Here is a 15,605-nt window from a genome sequence, read left to right on the forward strand (position 1 = left end):
ACCCATGGGCTACAAACTCCCGAACGGCGGCACCTTCCAGCACGCCGCAACCTACGGCGCGGCACTGGCGTTCGCCGCCATCAGCAATGCGAGCGAGGCGGTGGCTACCGTAGTCGGCGGCACCATTGCCGCCGGCGATATCGTTCTGCTCACGTCCGGCTGGAGCAAGTTGGATAGCAAGGTTGTACGCGTGAAGGCGGCAACCGCAACAGCGATCACCCTGGAAGGTATCGACACCACCGATACTCAGGTTTTCCCGGCAGCAGGCGGTGCAGGAACTATGCGCAAAGTGCTGACCTGGGTGCAGATCCCGCAGATCTCCGACGTTGCCTTCTCCGGCGGCGAACAGAACTACCTGGATGTGGTGTTCCTCGAGGATGACCAGGGCAAACAGATCCCCACCGATAAATCGGCGGCAAGCATGGTGCTGACCATCGCTGACGACCCGGCGCAGGCATTCAACAGCGTTCTGCTGAAAGCTGACGCCGGCAAGCAGATTGAAGCAGCGCGGCTCAACCTGCCCGGCAATGACACTCTGCTGTACGGCACCTACACGTCGTTCTCCAAGCAGCCGGCAGTCTCCCGCAACAACCTGTTGACGCGCATCGTCAACCTGGCCCTGCAGGCCGAGCCGACCCGTTACCTGACTGTGGTGGCGTAACCCATGGCAAAGATCAGAATCGCCCAAAACCCGACGTTCAAGGCCTTCGTGTCGATCCCGATCGTTGGGGGTGAGCCCGAGAAAATCGAGTTCACCTTCAAGTATCGGGATCGCCCGGGGCTTGCCGCTCTGTTTGATGAGTGGAACCTGAAGCGCGATGAAGCTCGGACCTCCCTGGGTGAAAGCCCAACGCTTTCCGAAATCGTTGCTGCTGACACTGAGCAGCAGTCGCAGCAGATCAAGGACCTGGTAGTCGGCTGGGGCTTCGACGACAAGTTCGACGACAAGAGCATTCGGGCGCTGGTGACATCCTGCCAGGGCGCTGCTGAAGCGGTCGTGAATGCCTACCAGAGCGCATTCAATCAGGCCCGCTTGGGAAACTGACGGACGCCGCCCGCGCACTCTACGCGCCGGCGGCACCTGCTGAGTTGATGGGCCTGTTCGGGCTCACCCCGGGTGACCTTGAAGATGTGACCGAGGTCTGGCCCTGCAACTGGCCGGCGTTCTTCCTGTTCAACCGGATGTCGACTCAGTGGCGGGCGGGTGCCGGTGGCGCGATCGGCCTCGACTACACCTGCATCCGCGACGTGGCCGGGTTCCTCGGCATCAAGAAAAAGAAACTCGCTGAAATCTTCCCTGACCTTCAGGTGCTGGAAGGCGAAGCCCTGCGCGTCATGGCGGAGGAAAGGGAAAACAGCCCGTAACCACGGGCACTTATTCAAGGTGAGTCGATGAACATTGCAGAACTCGGCGTCAAGATCGACTCGGCCGATGCAATCCAAGCAAAAACGAGCCTGGATGAAATGGCGAAGGCCGGCGGCCGGGCCGAGCAGTCCGCCGTTTCACTCATGAGCGAAATGCAGGCCCTGGAAAAGTCGCTGTCTACCAGCGCCAAAACCACGCAGGACCTAGCGAAGCAGCGTGACGCACTCGCCAGGCTGACCAAGATCGGCGCCTACGGTGAGGCCGAGGCAGCGAAGATCTCGGCGCAACTCGACAAGCAGCAGGTAGCCCTGGCCAAGTCCGCCATGGACGAGCAAAAGGCCCTGAACAGCCTTCTGGGTGCCATCGACCCGGCCCGTGCTGCACTGGCGAAGCTAGATACGCAGGTCGAGCAACTGGGCAAACACCTGGACGCCGGCCGCATCAGCCAGGATCAGTACAACACTGCCCTGGGTAAGATCGACAAGGACTACGCCAAACTCGAAAAGACCACCACGGGCTTCGACAAGCTACGCCTCGGCACCCGCCAGGCGCAGGAAAACGTCGTTCAGTTGGGTAATGCTCTTTCCTCGGGTGACTGGGGTAGCGGCGTGCGTGCGGTTGCTCAACTGGGGGCCGGGGCTGGAGCAGGCGCTGCCGGGTTGCTCGCCATCCTGGGGCCGCTGGCGCTTGCAACAGCTGCTGTCGGTGGACTGGCCTACGCCTACCACAAGGGCAGTGAAGAACAGGACAACTACAGCAAGTCACTGATCCTCACCGGTAACTATGCCGGTGTGAGTGCGGGCCAACTGGGTGAAATGGCGCGCCAGGTCAGCGCAACCGTGGGCACTACCGGCCAGGCCGCCGCAGTCCTGGCAATGCTGGCGGACAACGGCAAGATCGCCGGCGAGAGTTTCGAGGGTATCACTCAGGCCGCCGTGTCGATGCAGGAGGCCACCGGTAAAGCCGTCAGCGAGACAGTCGCCGAGTTCGTGAAGCTTGCCGACGACCCGGTTAAGGCTTCCGCTGCTCTGAATGAGCAGTATCACTATCTTACGGCTTCGGTGTTCTCACAGATCGCCGCGCTGGAAGAGCAGCGCGACCATGCTGGCGCCGTAAAGCTTGCGACCGAGTCTTACGCTGACGCGATCAACGAGCGCACGCCGAAGATTTTGGAGAATCTGAGCTTCTGGGAGAAAGGTTACAACGCGGTCGCACGCGCTGCTGACAGCCTCAAGAACATCGGGCGCCCGGACATTGGCGCAGATATTGAGCAGGCACGCCGAGACCTGGCGAGCGCGCAGTCCGGCGACGTTGGTCTGTTCCAAAACAAGCAGGAGATGATTGATCTCTATCAAAACCGCTTGAATATGCTTGAGGACCAGAAGGCGGCACAGGCTGAAATTGCAAAGCTGGAAGGCGATCAGGCAAAAGCCCAACAAGCCGCGATCACCTCGATGCAAAAGGTTGACGCGCTCACCAAGTCCTCTTGGACGAATGAGCAGAAGCGGACCGACGCACTCAAGGACTACAAAAAACAACTCGACGATATCCGAAAGGTAGCGCCGAACGATCCGCGCCTGGCCCAGGCAACGATCGACAAAAATATCGCCAACATCAACGACAAGTTCAAGGACCCGAAAGCAGCTGGCACCCAAGTCGACTTGACCGGCTTCAACAACGCCAAGAACGACCTGGCGGCGATCACCGACACCTACAAGAACTACCAGAAGGAACTGGAGGCGGCGCAGAAGGCTGGCCTGCTGTCTGAGGAGGACTATCTGCTGCGGCGCCAGGCGCTGATCGGCAACCAACTCGACCAAACGACAGCAGCCTACCAGGCCGAGATTGCCGCGCTGGAAGCCGCCAAGGGCAAGAAGACCACGTCGGCCGCGCAAAGCATCCAGCTGGACCAGAAGATCGCCGACGCACGCGCAGGGATGGTCAAGGCGCAGAAGGATGCCGACAGTCAGCTTGAAGTGCTGGCTACCAACGAGACTGGCCGCCTTGCCAAACAGGAGCGGGCGATCAGCACTTACGTGCAGGCGTTGGGGCAGCAACAGCGGGCTTTGGAATTGGCGGGCCAGCGCGCAGTGCTCGGCGTGGGGCGGGGCGATCGCCAAAACGCGCTCAGCAGCGAACTGAATAGCCAGCAAGACCGATTTGCTCAGCAGTCGCTGGAGCTGGCCAACCAGAAGTCCGACCCGTCGCGCAATATGTCGGAAGAGGAGTTCGCCCGAAAATCGCAGGCGCTTGCCGATGCGAACAAGAAGGCCACCGACCAGATCCGGCAGAACTACGCGGATGTGGAGAACGCCCAGGGCGACTGGACCAACGGCGCTACGGCGGCGTGGGATAACTACCTGAACTCCGCCAAGGATGTGGCAGGGCAGACGAAAACTCTTTTCGGTAATGCCTTCAGCTCCATGGAAGACGCGATTGTCAACTTCGCGCTGACTGGCAAGCTCTCGTTTGCCGACTTCGCCAAGTCGATCATCGCTGACATGGCGCGCATTGCTGCCAGGCAAGCGGCGTCATCGGCTCTCAGTTCGTTGTTCGGAGCAGCGAGTTCTGCGGCAAGTGCTTACTTTGGCGGCGGCGCGGGAAACGGAATGGCCGCAGGGTCTGCCGGCGCGGCTTCGTCCAGTCTTGGCGCGTCCTCGGCGGGCTACTCCAGCGCCTACTTTCCGCAAGCACTTGGAGGGGCCTGGTCTAATGGCGTCCAGATGTTCGCCGATGGAGGGGCGTTTACGAACTCGGTGGTCAGCAAGCCAACGGCGTTCGGCATGGCAAACGGCAAGACCGGCGTCATGGGCGAGGCAGGGGACGAGGCAATCATGCCTTTGACACGAACTGCCGGTGGCAAGCTGGGTGTCATGGCTGTTGGCAGTGGTCAGGGCTCAAGCACCGAGGTGGTTATTCAGCAGAACTTCACTGTTGCCGATGGGCAGGGCGGCGGGGCTTCCGACGAGGCGCAGGGTCAGGCGGTGGCGCAGGCTTACGCCAAGGCAGCGAAACAGGGCGCTCAGGAGCAGATTGCGCGAGATCTGAGGCCTGGCGGTCAAATTTGGGCCGCAATCAACGGTCGATAACAACCACCGCTTCGGTATGGGTTACTTTTTTTGGAGAGCCGTATGGCTACGGAAACCTTCACGTGGACTCCAGATAAGGAGCCAACCGGCACCACCAGCTTCCGTATCAAGTCAGCCAAATTCGGCGACGGTTACGAGCAGACGGCGGAGGACGGAATCAACAACAAGTCTGAGTCATGGCCGCTTACGTTTACGGGGCAGAAGACGAAGATCGCTCAGATCAAGGCCTTCCTGAATCGACACAAAGGCGCCACAGCCTTCAACTGGACCGAGCCATTCGGAGAAAACCTTTTGATTAAGTGCAAGGAATATCAGTCCAGCAACAAGGGCGGCAGCGTCTACACCCTGGCCGCAACCTTCGAACAGGCATTTCACCCATGAGTATTGTTCCTCTCAACATCGGCTCCGCGCCGAACGATGGGAATGGCCAGGATCTGCGTTCAGGTGGACAGGTCATCAACGCAAATTTCGCCGAACTCGACCAGCGCACCGCGACAGCTCAGGCGGCAGCAGAGGGCGCCCAGGCCAAGGCTGATGCTGCTATCCCTGCCACGCAAAGGGGTCAGCCAAATGGTGTGGCTGGCCTCGATGCCAACGGCACGGTACCGGCTGTTCAACTGCCGAGCTACGTGGACGACGTTCTCGAGTTCGGGAGTTTCGCCACGCTGCCCGCGACCGGCGAGACCGGCAAGATCTACATCACTATCGACAACAACAACCAGTATCGGTGGAGCGGCACGCAGTACGTCCTGCTGACCGCTTCGCCCGGGTCTACTGACGCTGTGCCCGAGGGCGCGGTCAATAAGTACTGGACCCTTGCGCGAACCCTTGGCAGCGTCCTCACCGGACTGGTAACCACGAACCCGGCAGTGATCGCTGCAACGGATACCGTTCTTGTTGCCTTCGGTAAGTTGCAGAGGCAGATCACAGATATCGCAATCTCTGTTGGGGGCAAAGCTGGCAAGGGAGCGAACAGTGACATCACTGAGCTAAACGGCCTGACGACCCCCCTTTCTGTAAGCCAGGGCGGAACCGGGAGAAATACGGAATTACCTACATTCACTGGTGCTTCGGCAACTGTGGCTGGGGCAAAAGGGCTGGTGATTGCCCCTGCTGCGGGAGACCAAAACAAAGTACTTCTCGGGAGCGGGGCTTGGGGGGATGCCCCACTAATGATTGGCGCAAGCTCCACTACAGCAGGTTCGCGAGGTTCAGTTCCCCCGCCAGCGATTGGTGATCAAAACAAAGTTTTGTCGGGAGGAGGGATCTGGATAGATCCGCCAAGCGGTGGAGCCGACGCTATTCTTTATCCAAACGGCGGGACGGAAGCCGCTCCAGCCAACGCGACTGTAGGCGCCCGTTATACCCTCACCAATCCCTGGGGAGCTGGGGTCAAGGTCATTGCCATAGCGGAAATCCTAGTCGGCGGGGAATGGGGTACCACCGGATGGGTGGGTGGCTCTACCTCTGGTTACGGAGTTCAAGCTGCTCAACGGGATAACGGCAATATTATCGTTACTGTCGGTGGGGCTGGCACCTATGCCGGATCTTCTTATGCCGGTGGCTCAATTAACGTAACGGGTAACGGCACTGTGACGGCGGCCGTGCCTTGCCGTGTAAAACTTTGGAAAGTCAAATGATGAACGTATACGCAAAAGTAGGCGGCTATGAGCAGCTTGTAGATGAAGCCGGCGATGGGGCTCCAGAAGGATGGATCCTGATGAGAGAGCAGCGCCCTGACTCCATTGACTTTACAGCTCAGCCCGATGGCACGTGGGCGATCACGCAAGAAACCCTCACGGCCAAACAGGCACTGGTCGAAAATGCATGGCGTGAGAGCGAGATGCCCAAGGCTCAACAGAATGTCACCGCTATCGAGTACGGCGAGGAAGATATCCCAGGAACTGCCCAGCAGTGGCAGAAGTACTGGCTGGCCCTGCGCAAGTGGACGGCGGAGAACCCGGATTTTCCCGACAGCAGCAAGCGGCCCGTAGCGCCCGGCTGATCACTATCCGAACACCGCCACCCGCCATGAGCGGGTATTTTTTTGCCTGGAGAAAAGCATGCCGATCACGGCCGACATCCAAACTCTGGAGCCCGGCGCGTGGGTTGAGCTATTTGAGCTCGATGCCACGTCGCTGGGTGCTGAGCTTTACCGGTTCCATGGCTACCCACAGCAGACCTCAATCTTCTGGCAGGGCCTGGAGTACTCACCTTGGCCTATCAAGGCCGGCGGCTTCGAGATGACTGGTCAGGGCGCGCAGCCCACGCCGACGCTCTCCGTCGGCAACGTCGGTGGGTTTATCACCGCCCTGGTGCTGTACTTCGAGGACCTGGTGGGCGCGAAGCTTATTCGGCACCGCACGCTGGGCAAGTACCTGGACGGGAAGCCCGAGGCAGATCCTGAGGAGGAGTTGCCGCCGGACATCTGGTACGTCGAGCGCAAGGCCTCAGAAGACAATGAGGTGGTGCAGTTCGAACTGGCATCTGCGTTGGACTTTCAGGGCATTCAACTGCCCAGACGCCAGATCGTGGCCAACGTCTGCTGGTGGCTTTCCTGCGGCGGATATCGCGGCCCGTACTGCGGGTACAACGGGCCGCCGGTGGCGGACGAGAACGACATCATTGTGACCGATGCCGCCAAGGATAAATGCGGAGGGCGGCTCACCAGCTGCAAGCTTCGCTTCGGCGCCAATAACCCGCTGCCGTACGGATCGTTTCCGGCCGCCGGCCTGATCAGGGCATAACCATGAACAAAGCAAGCAGGGCAGCGATCGAGGCCCACGCGATCGCCGAGTACCCCCGCGAGTGCTGCGGGCTGTTGGTGCGCGAGGGCCGCAAGGAGGTCTACGTGCCTTGTCGCAACACAGCTACCACGCCCAGCGAGCATTTCCGCCTTGCGCCGGAGGACTTCGCCGGCGCCGAGGACCGTGGCGCGATCCTGGCAGTGGTGCACAGCCACCCGGACTACCCAGCAGCACCCAGCGAAGCTGATCGCATCTCTTGCGAGGCATCAGGCCTGCCCTGGCACATTCTGGAGGTACGGAAGGGAGACGACGACGTGGTGCGCGCCGGCGAGCTGGTGAGTTTTGCGCCGAGCGGGTACGAGGCCCCGCTGATTGGCCGAGCTTTTGCTCACGGCGTCAGTGACTGCCTGAGTATCATCCTCGACTTCTACCGCCGCGAGATGGGCATTGAACTGGGCGACTTCGATCGCGAGGACGGGTGGTGGGACAAGGGCGGCAACCTGTACCTGGAAAACCTGCCGGCCGCCGGCTTCGAGAAGGTCTCGACGCTGCAGCACGGCGACCTGGTGTTGATGCAGATCCGCTCACCGGTTCCCAACCACGCGGCGATTTACCTGGCCGACGGCGCGCTCAAGACTGAGCCGGAGCACTACCCCGCTCCGGGGTCGATTCTGCACCACCTGTACAACCGAGACAGCAAGCGCGACGTGTACGGCGGCTACTGGTCCGAGGTGACGGTCGGCTACTGGCGGCACCGGGACGCCAAGCCCTGATCAAAATGTTATCGTCTGGCCAAATCACATGGAGTTGACGATATGCGTATTTTTGTCGCCGCGTTGGGCGTTGCGCTACTGGCCGGTTGCGCTTCTTCGCCAGTACCCTCAAGCCAAGCCAATCCGGTCCCATCAGCTAGACTTTTTGCGTATCAAGCTTCAATCCCTGGAGATTCGTTTCTCATCGTTACTCGGGACAAGGGGTTTGTAGGGTCTGGATGCAATGGAACAGTGAGCATTGATGGTGTTCGCGCAGCAGAGGTTGGTACTGGCGAAACTGCGAAATTCCGCGTTGCGCCAGGCGAGCACATCGTCTCAGTATCCACCTGCGGAAGTGGGCTCAAAGAGCGCGAGACGAGCATCACGCCCGGCACGACCAAGAAATTCAGGATATCCATGGACTCGGCGATGAGTTTGGACCTATCCCCCACCATGCAATGAAAACAAGCCGCCTCCGGGCGGTTTTTTATTACCCGGAGAAAACATGGCTCAGTCGGTAGAAAAGATGCAAACCGTCCTGCTTTCAGGTTCGCTAGGTCGGCTTTTTGGCCGTCGGCATCGTGTCACAACCGCCGGCGGGTTCCGTGATGTAGTTGGGTATCTAAAGCAATTTCCTGGATTTGAGCGGCACATGGTGGATAGCTCAGAAAAAGGACTGCGCTATGCAATATTCAATGGCAGCGAGAACGTCAGCGAGGATGACCTCGGGAAGCCAACCGGGCGAGACGTGATTCGCATCGTTCCGGTAATTGCTGGATCTAAGCGCGCAGGCCTTATCCAGACAGTAGTGGGGGTCGTTCTAATTGCCGGCGGTAGCTACTTCGGGCAAACGTGGGCCGTTCAACTCGGTATTGGCCTCACAATCGGTGGCGCGATGCAAATGTTGAGCCCTCAAGCGAAAGGCCTCGGCACCCAGGATGGCCCAAACAACAGACCCAGCTACAGCTTCAACGGCCCAGTCAATACCAGTGTCCAAGGCAACCCTGTCCCGCTGCTGTACGGCCGAATGATTGTTGGCAGCGCGGTGATCAGCGCCGGCATTTACTCCGAAGACCAGATGTAACAGCCCATCCACCACCAGGCCCGCCACCGAGCGGGCTTTTTTTTGCCCGAAGGAAAGCCATGACCAATCTAGCTATCGCCGGCAGCAAGGGCGGCGAGGATAAGCCGCGCCCGTCAGTTGAGGCCCCTGACAACCTGCAAAGTGTTGCGTACGCCCGAATTCTCGACCTGGTGAGCGAGGGTGAGATCGTCGGTTTGGTGGATGGCATGCGCTCTGTCTTTCTCGGTGAAACACCCCTGGCCAACGCGGATGGTTCACTGAACTTCAGCGGAGTGACGCTCGATCTTCGGACGGGCAGCCAGGACCAGACGCATATCCCTGGCTTCCCGGCGGTGGAGAGCGAGGTAGGGGTGGGCGTAGAGCTTCGTTATGACCAGCCGTGGGTGAGGGCTGTCACCAACCTGCAGCTGTCGGCCGAGCGTGTTCGAATTTCAGTGCCTCGGCTCGCGCAGACAAACACCTCGAACGGCGACACCAGCGGCTATACCGTGCAGTACCGCATTGAGCTCTCTACCGACGGCGGCCCATACGTGCCTATGGTCATTTCGTCGTTCAGCGGTAAAACATCGACGAAATACGAGCGGTCCCATCGGGTTGACCTTCCACCCGCCAACAGTGGTTGGCAGGTGCGCGTGGTGAGAGCCACCCCAAACGCGACCAGCTCCGCAATCGCCGATACCACTACCATCGACGCAATCACGGAAGTAATCGACGCGAAGTTGCGTTACCCAGGGTCGGCGGTGATTGGTGTCCAGTTCGACGCTTCTCAATTCCAGTCGATCCCGACTCGTTCGTTCGATTTGTACGGGCGCATTATCCGCGTGCCGAGCAATTACGACCCCGCGACCCGGATTTACTCCGGTGTTTGGGACGGTAGCTTCAAAAGCGCCTGGACCGATAACCCGGCGTGGATCTTCTACGACCTGCTGCTGCACTTTCGCTATGGCCTGGGCCACCTTCTGAACGCTGGACAGGTCGACAAGTGGGAGCTCTACAGGATCGGCCAGTACTGCGATCAGATGGTACCGGACGGCAAGGGTGGTACCCACCCGCGATTCACCTGCAACCTTTACCTGTCCGTGCGTGCTGACGCCCTGCGCGTGCTGCAGGACCTTTCGACGACCTTTCGCGGGATGGCGTACTGGGCGGGCGGCTCTGTTACTGCCCTGTGCGATATGCCGGAAGATCCGGTTTACACATATTCAAACGCCAACGTCATAGACGGCAAGTTCAGCTACTTCGGATCGTCGAAAAAGACTCGCTACACCGTAGCCTTGGTCAGCTGGAACGACCCGACAGACTTCTACCGTCAGAAGGTCGAGTATGTTGACGATCAGGCTGGGATCAGCCGCTACGGCATTCAGCAGACCGAAATCACGGCCACAGGCTGCACATCCCAGGCCCAGGCCCAGCGGATCGGTAAGTGGGCTCTGCTCACCAACCGTCTGGAGACGGAGAGCGTTGGTTTCTCGGTCGGCCTGGACGGCACCCTGGCGCGCCCAGGGCAGATTATCCGCATCGCAGACAACGACCGGGCAGGCCGTCGCATTGGCGGGCGCCTGCGCTCTTCAACACTGGATACGCTCGTCCTCGATGCCGATGTGACCGCGTACCCGGGCGACACCATCACGCTGATCATGCCGAACGGTAAGGCGATCTCCCGGGCGGTCAAGTCCGTGGGCTACCCACTGACTTGGGACAGCGCTGGTATCACTTGGGACAACGGCAATATCACCATGGATACCACGGGGTTCCCGTCGGACGTGCAGCAGGTGGTGCTGGCCGAGCCGCTGACTGATCTTCCTCCCATGCATTCGATGTGGGCGATCGATTCGCCAACTCTGGCGGTGCAGCAGTTCCGGGTGATGTCGGTGGTTGAGGATTTCTCCGACACGGAGATCAAGTTCAACATCACCGCTGTTCGCCACAACTCCAGCAAGTACAGCGCGATCGACAACGGGAGCCGGATCGAGCAGCCGCCCGTGACGGTGATTCCGCCCAGCGTGCAGCCGCCACCTGGCAACGTGACAGTCAGCAATGACCACTTCGTCGACCAGGGCACCGCGGTCAGCGTTATGACGATCGCCTGGGAGAAGCCCGAATCAGCGATCGCCTACGAGGTTTACTGGCGCAAGAACGATGGCGATTGGATCTTTGCGGGCCGCACCGGCACCACGTCGATTGATGTGAGCGGAATCTACGCAGGGCGCTACGTGGCCAAGGTTCGCGCGATCAATTCGCTCGATATCGGGTCGGTGTTTGCGACCTCGGCTGAGACCGTGCTGAACGGGAAGACTACGCCACCACCGACTGTATCCTCGTTCACAGCCCAATCGATCGTGTTCGGCATCAAGCTGCAGTGGTCGATCCCTCAGGACCTGAGCACCGCTGACCTGCAGCGCACGGAGATCTGGTACAGCGAGACCTCGGATATTGCCAGCGCGGCCAAGTTTGGCGACTACGCCAACCCGCAGACGGACCTGACGATCATGGGCCTTGCCGCCGGCAAGCGGTTCTTCTTCTGGGCGCGCCTGGTGGATCGAATCGGAAACTTGGGTGCCTTCTACGGCCCGGTTACCGGCCAGTCGTCTTCGGATGCCGGCCCTATCCTGGACTACCTCAACGATCAGATCACCGAGACCCAGCTCAGCCAGCACCTGCTTGAGAAGATTGATTCGGGTGGCGGTGCCCAAATTGAAATTGAGGCCCTCAAGTCAGAACTGGCGGCGATGTACAGCATCAAGACGCAGCTCACCGTCGACGGGAAGCCCTATCTCGCTGGCATCGGCGTCGGTGTCGAAAACAACGAGGGGATTATCACCAGCCAGGTGCTGATAGCCGCTAGCCGGTTCGCGATCGTTGATCCCAACACCACAAACGTCTTTTACCCATTCGTGGTGCAGGACAACGCAGCCTACATCGACACCGCGTTCATCCGTGACGGCAGCATAACCATGCTGAAAATCGGTCAGGCTTTGGAGTCCGACGATTTCGTTGCTGGGGTTAAGGGATGGCGCCTAGATAAAGCCGGCAATCTTGAGTTCAACGGGCCGGCGCCTGGTGGCGGCCGCCTGACAATGACCAATCGGGCGATCAAGGTCTACGACGAGAACAACGTTAAGAGGGTCCAGCTTGGAGATCTGACCGCATGAGCTTTGGAATGAGAATCTGGGGGCCAACTGGCTTCCTTGAACTTGATGAAAGTTCATTCACTGTCAGGATTGTTTACAGCGCAGCTGTGCAGAAAGTGGGAGGCGAAAATAGAACTAGATGGATATCCATTCCAGGAGTATCGCCAGCAAACCACTCAGCTGTTTGTTTTCCTGTAGCGGCCTACGACACTAGCGCCCAAAACATTGCGTCCATTCAATACATTCCTATTGTCTCTGAAGGGGGGCTGACGTTGTATTTTGGTCAGCCAGGAACAAGAGAGGGGGCGCCTCTAGGGATTGGGCCTCAAAGACTTATTGTTACGAGGTATCGGTAATGTCTTTCGGGCTAAGGTTTATAAATAATAATGATGTGGTGACGCTGGATTCTGAGTTCGCGAGGCTTGTTGTCCTCCATAAGGGAAGTTGGACCAATGGCGGGGGTGGGGCGGGAGTGTCATTCCCTTCTGTAATAACATCATCTGAGCCGCCTCTTGTATTCGTGAGGCCTAGCTCGTCTTGCACTATGTGTTTTTGCCTTATCAACGGATCTCCTGGCGCTTGGACCGGGTTCTCGTTCCGAGGTATTGCTGGCCAAGTATATTCGGGAACTTACTTCGCCGCCGCGTTTAAAGCATCTCCTGTTGGAACGTTCGGTCTAAGGCTATGGGACGGGGCTTCGACGCTGCTGTTTGACAGCTCTAATCCCTGTGCTCAATTTACAAAAACCGTTACGTCTTGGTCTTACCTGGGAGCTGTAAATACTGGGCAGGGAGTTCTTAGGCTGAGTTGGACTGCGAGTACTCCGCTTAATACAGGGGAGTACATGTTGATAAACAACATAGCAATGGACGTTGCTGGCAGTACTTCTAGGCAGGGGAATCAATATGCCGTATGGGAGTATGAGAATAACCGATTAGTTATGCAGGTAGTCGGAGTTGATATACAGACAACCTTGTATACGCCCGTTGTATGGGCCAAACCCGTTTCCTGAATCTACGTTTCCCCGTTTAGCCGCCATGAGCGGCTTTTTTATTGCAAGGAGAAAGCCATGCCGATTACTCAGCAGCAGCTGCTGCAGATACTCCCAAGTGCCGGCCCTCGAGCCGGTATTTTTTTGCCTGCGCTGAACCGGGCGATGCTCCGCTTCAAGATCGACACGCCGAAACGCCAGGCCGCATTCATCGCACAGACCGGGCATGAGTCAGGTCAGCTATCACGCGTATCCGAGAACCTGAACTACAGCGCAGATGGTTTGGCGAACAGCTGGCCAGGCCGTTACGCGGAGCCGGACGGGAAGGGGGGCTACCTGAAGGTCAATGTGAAGGGTACGGCACGGAACAAGCCCAATGCTCTGGCGCTTAGCCTGGCCGGGAAGCCGGAGGCGATCGCAAACAATGTTTACGCCTCGCGCATGGGCAACGGCTCACCGGCCACCGGCGACGGCTGGAAGTATCGCGGCCGCGGCCTGATTCAGGTTACGGGAAAGTCGAACTACCTGGCCGCCGGCACGGCGCTGCAGATCGACTTGCTGAATCAGCCCGAACTGCTTGAGCAGGCGGAGTGGGCGGCAATGTCTGCAGCGCACTACTGGGACGCGCGTGCCCTGAACGAACTGGCTGACGCTGGCGCCTTCCAGGATATCGGCAGCATCATCAATACCGGGCAGCCTGGGCGTGTGCCGAACGGAGCTGAAGATCGCAAGGCTTTGTACGAAAAGGCGCTGAAGGTGCTGGCATGACTCCCGGGCAGATCCTGGCCGCGATACTGCTGGCGATGGTGATCAGCGCCGCGGGCACCTGGCAGGTGCAGGACTGGCGCCTCGGGAAGTTACTGGCAGAGCAGGGCGCCCAGTTTGAGGCCGACCTGACCTCAATCGGCAATGCCGCGGCGGCTGGGGCTCGCGCCGAGCAGGACAAGCGCCTGGCCACAGAGCAGAAGCTCGCCGCCCAGGACCAACAACACACCAGGGAATTATCCGATGCCCAACGCAGCCAGGCTCTTTTGCGCGATCGCCTTGCCACTGCTGATGTGCGCCTGTCAGTCCTCCTTGCCGAGGATCCAGCCAGTGGTTGCAACGTGCCTTCCGCCCCCGGCGCCGTCGGCGTGGTTCATGCTGCCCGTCGAGCCCAACTTGACCCAGCGCATGCTCAAAGAATTATCGCCATCACCGATGCCGGCGACGAAGGACTGATCGCGCTACGGGCGTGTCAGGCTTACGTCAGAGCGATAAGTCCCTTGACCAAAAATCAACCCCGAAAAAGCGAAGCCCCGGCATTTTAGCCAGGGCTTCTGAATGGACTGAGGGAATCGAACCCCCGACGCGCGGATTTCAAGGCCGCCGCTCTACCAACTGAGCTAAATCCCCATTTACCGTGCAAGACGGAGTAGCAAAACTATAAGCAAGGCAAAGTGCCACTGTCAACCTGATCGCTCAATTAAGCTCGAGCCCTTGTTCTTCACATTGCCAACGGCACTGTCGACCTTGAACCACTCAAAAACATCCGACGGCTCACCCTGGTGCAGCACCATCTGTTCTGCGCGTTCCTTCGACGTGGCAGGGTCCAGCCATTCCCGCGCGAACTCTGGCGTCAGCACTACCGGGCGCCGGTCGTGGATGTCCACCATTCCGCCGGCGCTGTCGGCGGTGATGATCACGAAGCCGTCATGCTCGCCTGGGCCTTCATCGCTGTCGGGCAGTTGGCCTATGGCGGCGCACAGCACGGGCTCGCCATCCCGCCGGCGTATCAGGTAGGGCTGTTTCTTCGGTCCACCTTCGTCCACCCACTCAAACCAGTTATCGATCGGCGTGATTGCCCTGTGTGGCCAGATCGCCCTGAAGAACGGGGCGTGGGCCACCTTCTCGACGCGGGCATTGATGGGGGCGGCGCGGTCTTTGGCCCAGTGCGGTCTCCATCCCCAGCGCACTAGGTCGGCGTGCAAAAGATCGCCCTGCAGGTGGAGCAGGGCAACTTGGGTTGTCGGGGCGACGTTGTAGCGCTCGAGCGGCAATTCACCGACGGAGTTCATCAGGGCATTGGGCATGCTCAAAGCCGCAACAAAGTCGTGGATGCCGCTGTACTGGGAAAGTCTTCCGCACATAGTCGTCTCCGCTCGTCGGCCCCAATGAACAGCCGGGGCCAGGCCAATCTCTACACTGTAGACACTGGCCCCGGGTATTCGTCATGGCAATCAACATCGATCAGATCAACGCAATGGAGGCGTGGTTTTCCCTGCGCAATGATCCGGACTTCATCTCAGCCACGCCGGAAGAGCGATACGAGAGGCGCCTGTCGCTGGCTGACGACACGAAAGAGCGCGGCATAATCGACAGCGACGAGTGGCGAGAACTCACAGAAGAGGCTGTCGCCGCGTACGCAGATGAGTTGGGCTGACGCGGCCGCCTGTCAGATATCTC

Annotated in this window: 16 protein-coding genes and 1 tRNA gene; 15 read left to right on the top strand and 2 right to left on the bottom strand. The window is 59.4% G+C overall.

The features are described 5' to 3' along the window. The first annotated feature begins 4 nt into the window (after nucleotides 1-4). The 14 genes from AC07SI_RS03780 to AC07SI_RS03845 all read left to right on the top strand — a co-directional run bounded on the left by AC07SI_RS03780 (nucleotide 5) and on the right by AC07SI_RS03845 (nucleotide 14,470). The gene (locus AC07SI_RS03780; protein ID WP_495005141.1) at nucleotides 5-661 is read left to right on the top strand and encodes a phage tail protein; all 657 of its coding nucleotides are present in this window, start codon (nucleotides 5-7) and stop codon (nucleotides 659-661) included. A gap of 3 nt (nucleotides 662-664) precedes the next feature. After that, the gene (locus tag AC07SI_RS03785) at nucleotides 665-1,045 is read left to right on the top strand and encodes a phage tail assembly chaperone (RefSeq protein WP_058419808.1); all 381 of its coding nucleotides are present in this window, start codon (nucleotides 665-667) and stop codon (nucleotides 1,043-1,045) included. Nucleotides 1,046-1,092: 47 nt separating this feature from the next. Continuing rightward, nucleotides 1,093-1,365 (top strand): DUF1799 domain-containing protein, encoded by a 273-nt coding sequence (locus AC07SI_RS03790; protein WP_248731781.1) that lies wholly within the window; start codon nucleotides 1,093-1,095, stop codon nucleotides 1,363-1,365. 27 nt (nucleotides 1,366-1,392) lie between these two features. Next, nucleotides 1,393-4,455, top strand: a complete 3,063-nt coding sequence (locus AC07SI_RS03795; protein ID WP_495005142.1) for a phage tail tape measure protein — start codon at nucleotides 1,393-1,395, stop codon at nucleotides 4,453-4,455. Between the two features lie 42 nt (nucleotides 4,456-4,497). Further along, entirely contained in the window at nucleotides 4,498-4,836 is a 339-nt protein-coding gene (locus AC07SI_RS03800; RefSeq protein ID WP_495005143.1) for a phage tail protein, read from the top strand. Next, complete coding sequence (locus AC07SI_RS03805) at nucleotides 4,833-6,095, top strand: hypothetical protein (protein WP_495005144.1); 1,263 nt, start codon at nucleotides 4,833-4,835, stop codon at nucleotides 6,093-6,095. The genes AC07SI_RS03800 and AC07SI_RS03805 overlap by 4 nt, the downstream gene beginning before the upstream one ends. Beyond that, on the top strand, nucleotides 6,092-6,460 hold the full coding sequence (locus tag AC07SI_RS03810) for a hypothetical protein (protein WP_495005145.1): 369 nt from the start codon (nucleotides 6,092-6,094) through the stop codon (nucleotides 6,458-6,460). Before AC07SI_RS03805 ends, AC07SI_RS03810 begins: the two co-directional genes overlap by 4 nt. A gap of 58 nt (nucleotides 6,461-6,518) precedes the next feature. Continuing rightward, nucleotides 6,519-7,202, top strand: a complete 684-nt coding sequence (locus AC07SI_RS03815) for a phage minor tail protein L (RefSeq protein ID WP_495005146.1) — start codon at nucleotides 6,519-6,521, stop codon at nucleotides 7,200-7,202. 2 nt (nucleotides 7,203-7,204) lie between these two features. Further along, entirely contained in the window at nucleotides 7,205-7,975 is a 771-nt protein-coding gene (locus tag AC07SI_RS03820) for a C40 family peptidase (RefSeq protein ID WP_495005147.1), read from the top strand. Between the two features lie 42 nt (nucleotides 7,976-8,017). Continuing rightward, nucleotides 8,018-8,416: a hypothetical protein gene (locus AC07SI_RS03825; RefSeq protein ID WP_495005148.1), complete on the top strand. Its 399-nt coding sequence runs from the start codon at nucleotides 8,018-8,020 to the stop codon at nucleotides 8,414-8,416. 43 nt (nucleotides 8,417-8,459) lie between these two features. Then, nucleotides 8,460-9,038: a tail assembly protein gene (locus AC07SI_RS03830; RefSeq protein WP_495005149.1), complete on the top strand. Its 579-nt coding sequence runs from the start codon at nucleotides 8,460-8,462 to the stop codon at nucleotides 9,036-9,038. A 59-nt stretch (nucleotides 9,039-9,097) separates the two neighbouring features. Further along, nucleotides 9,098-12,190: a TipJ family phage tail tip protein gene (locus tag AC07SI_RS03835; protein ID WP_495005150.1), complete on the top strand. Its 3,093-nt coding sequence runs from the start codon at nucleotides 9,098-9,100 to the stop codon at nucleotides 12,188-12,190. A 1,048-nt stretch (nucleotides 12,191-13,238) separates the two neighbouring features. Next, nucleotides 13,239-13,928 carry a glycoside hydrolase family 19 protein gene (locus AC07SI_RS03840; protein ID WP_495005151.1) on the top strand — a complete coding sequence of 230 codons (690 nt, stop codon included), beginning with the start codon at nucleotides 13,239-13,241 and terminating at the stop codon, nucleotides 13,926-13,928. Next, a complete protein-coding gene (locus AC07SI_RS03845; protein ID WP_495005152.1) occupies nucleotides 13,925-14,470 on the top strand; it encodes a lysis system i-spanin subunit Rz in 546 nt (181 codons plus the stop codon). Before AC07SI_RS03840 ends, AC07SI_RS03845 begins: the two co-directional genes overlap by 4 nt. 14 nt (nucleotides 14,471-14,484) lie before the next feature. Here the strand turns inward: AC07SI_RS03845 and AC07SI_RS03850 are convergent. Both AC07SI_RS03850 and AC07SI_RS03855 read right to left on the bottom strand, forming a co-directional pair. Beyond that, nucleotides 14,485-14,555 (bottom strand) — tRNA-Ser (locus AC07SI_RS03850). 53 nt (nucleotides 14,556-14,608) lie between these two features. Continuing rightward, a complete protein-coding gene (locus tag AC07SI_RS03855) occupies nucleotides 14,609-15,289 on the bottom strand; it encodes an SOS response-associated peptidase family protein (protein ID WP_495005153.1) in 681 nt (226 codons plus the stop codon). Nucleotides 15,290-15,372: 83 nt separating this feature from the next. On the opposite strand from AC07SI_RS03855, the gene AC07SI_RS03860 reads away from it, so the two are divergent. Continuing rightward, nucleotides 15,373-15,582 carry a hypothetical protein gene (locus AC07SI_RS03860; protein WP_495005154.1) on the top strand — a complete coding sequence of 70 codons (210 nt, stop codon included), beginning with the start codon at nucleotides 15,373-15,375 and terminating at the stop codon, nucleotides 15,580-15,582. The last annotated feature ends 23 nt before the right edge of the window (nucleotides 15,583-15,605 follow it).

It is taken from the genome of Pseudomonas sp. GW821-FHT05D12 (assembly GCF_059419825.1).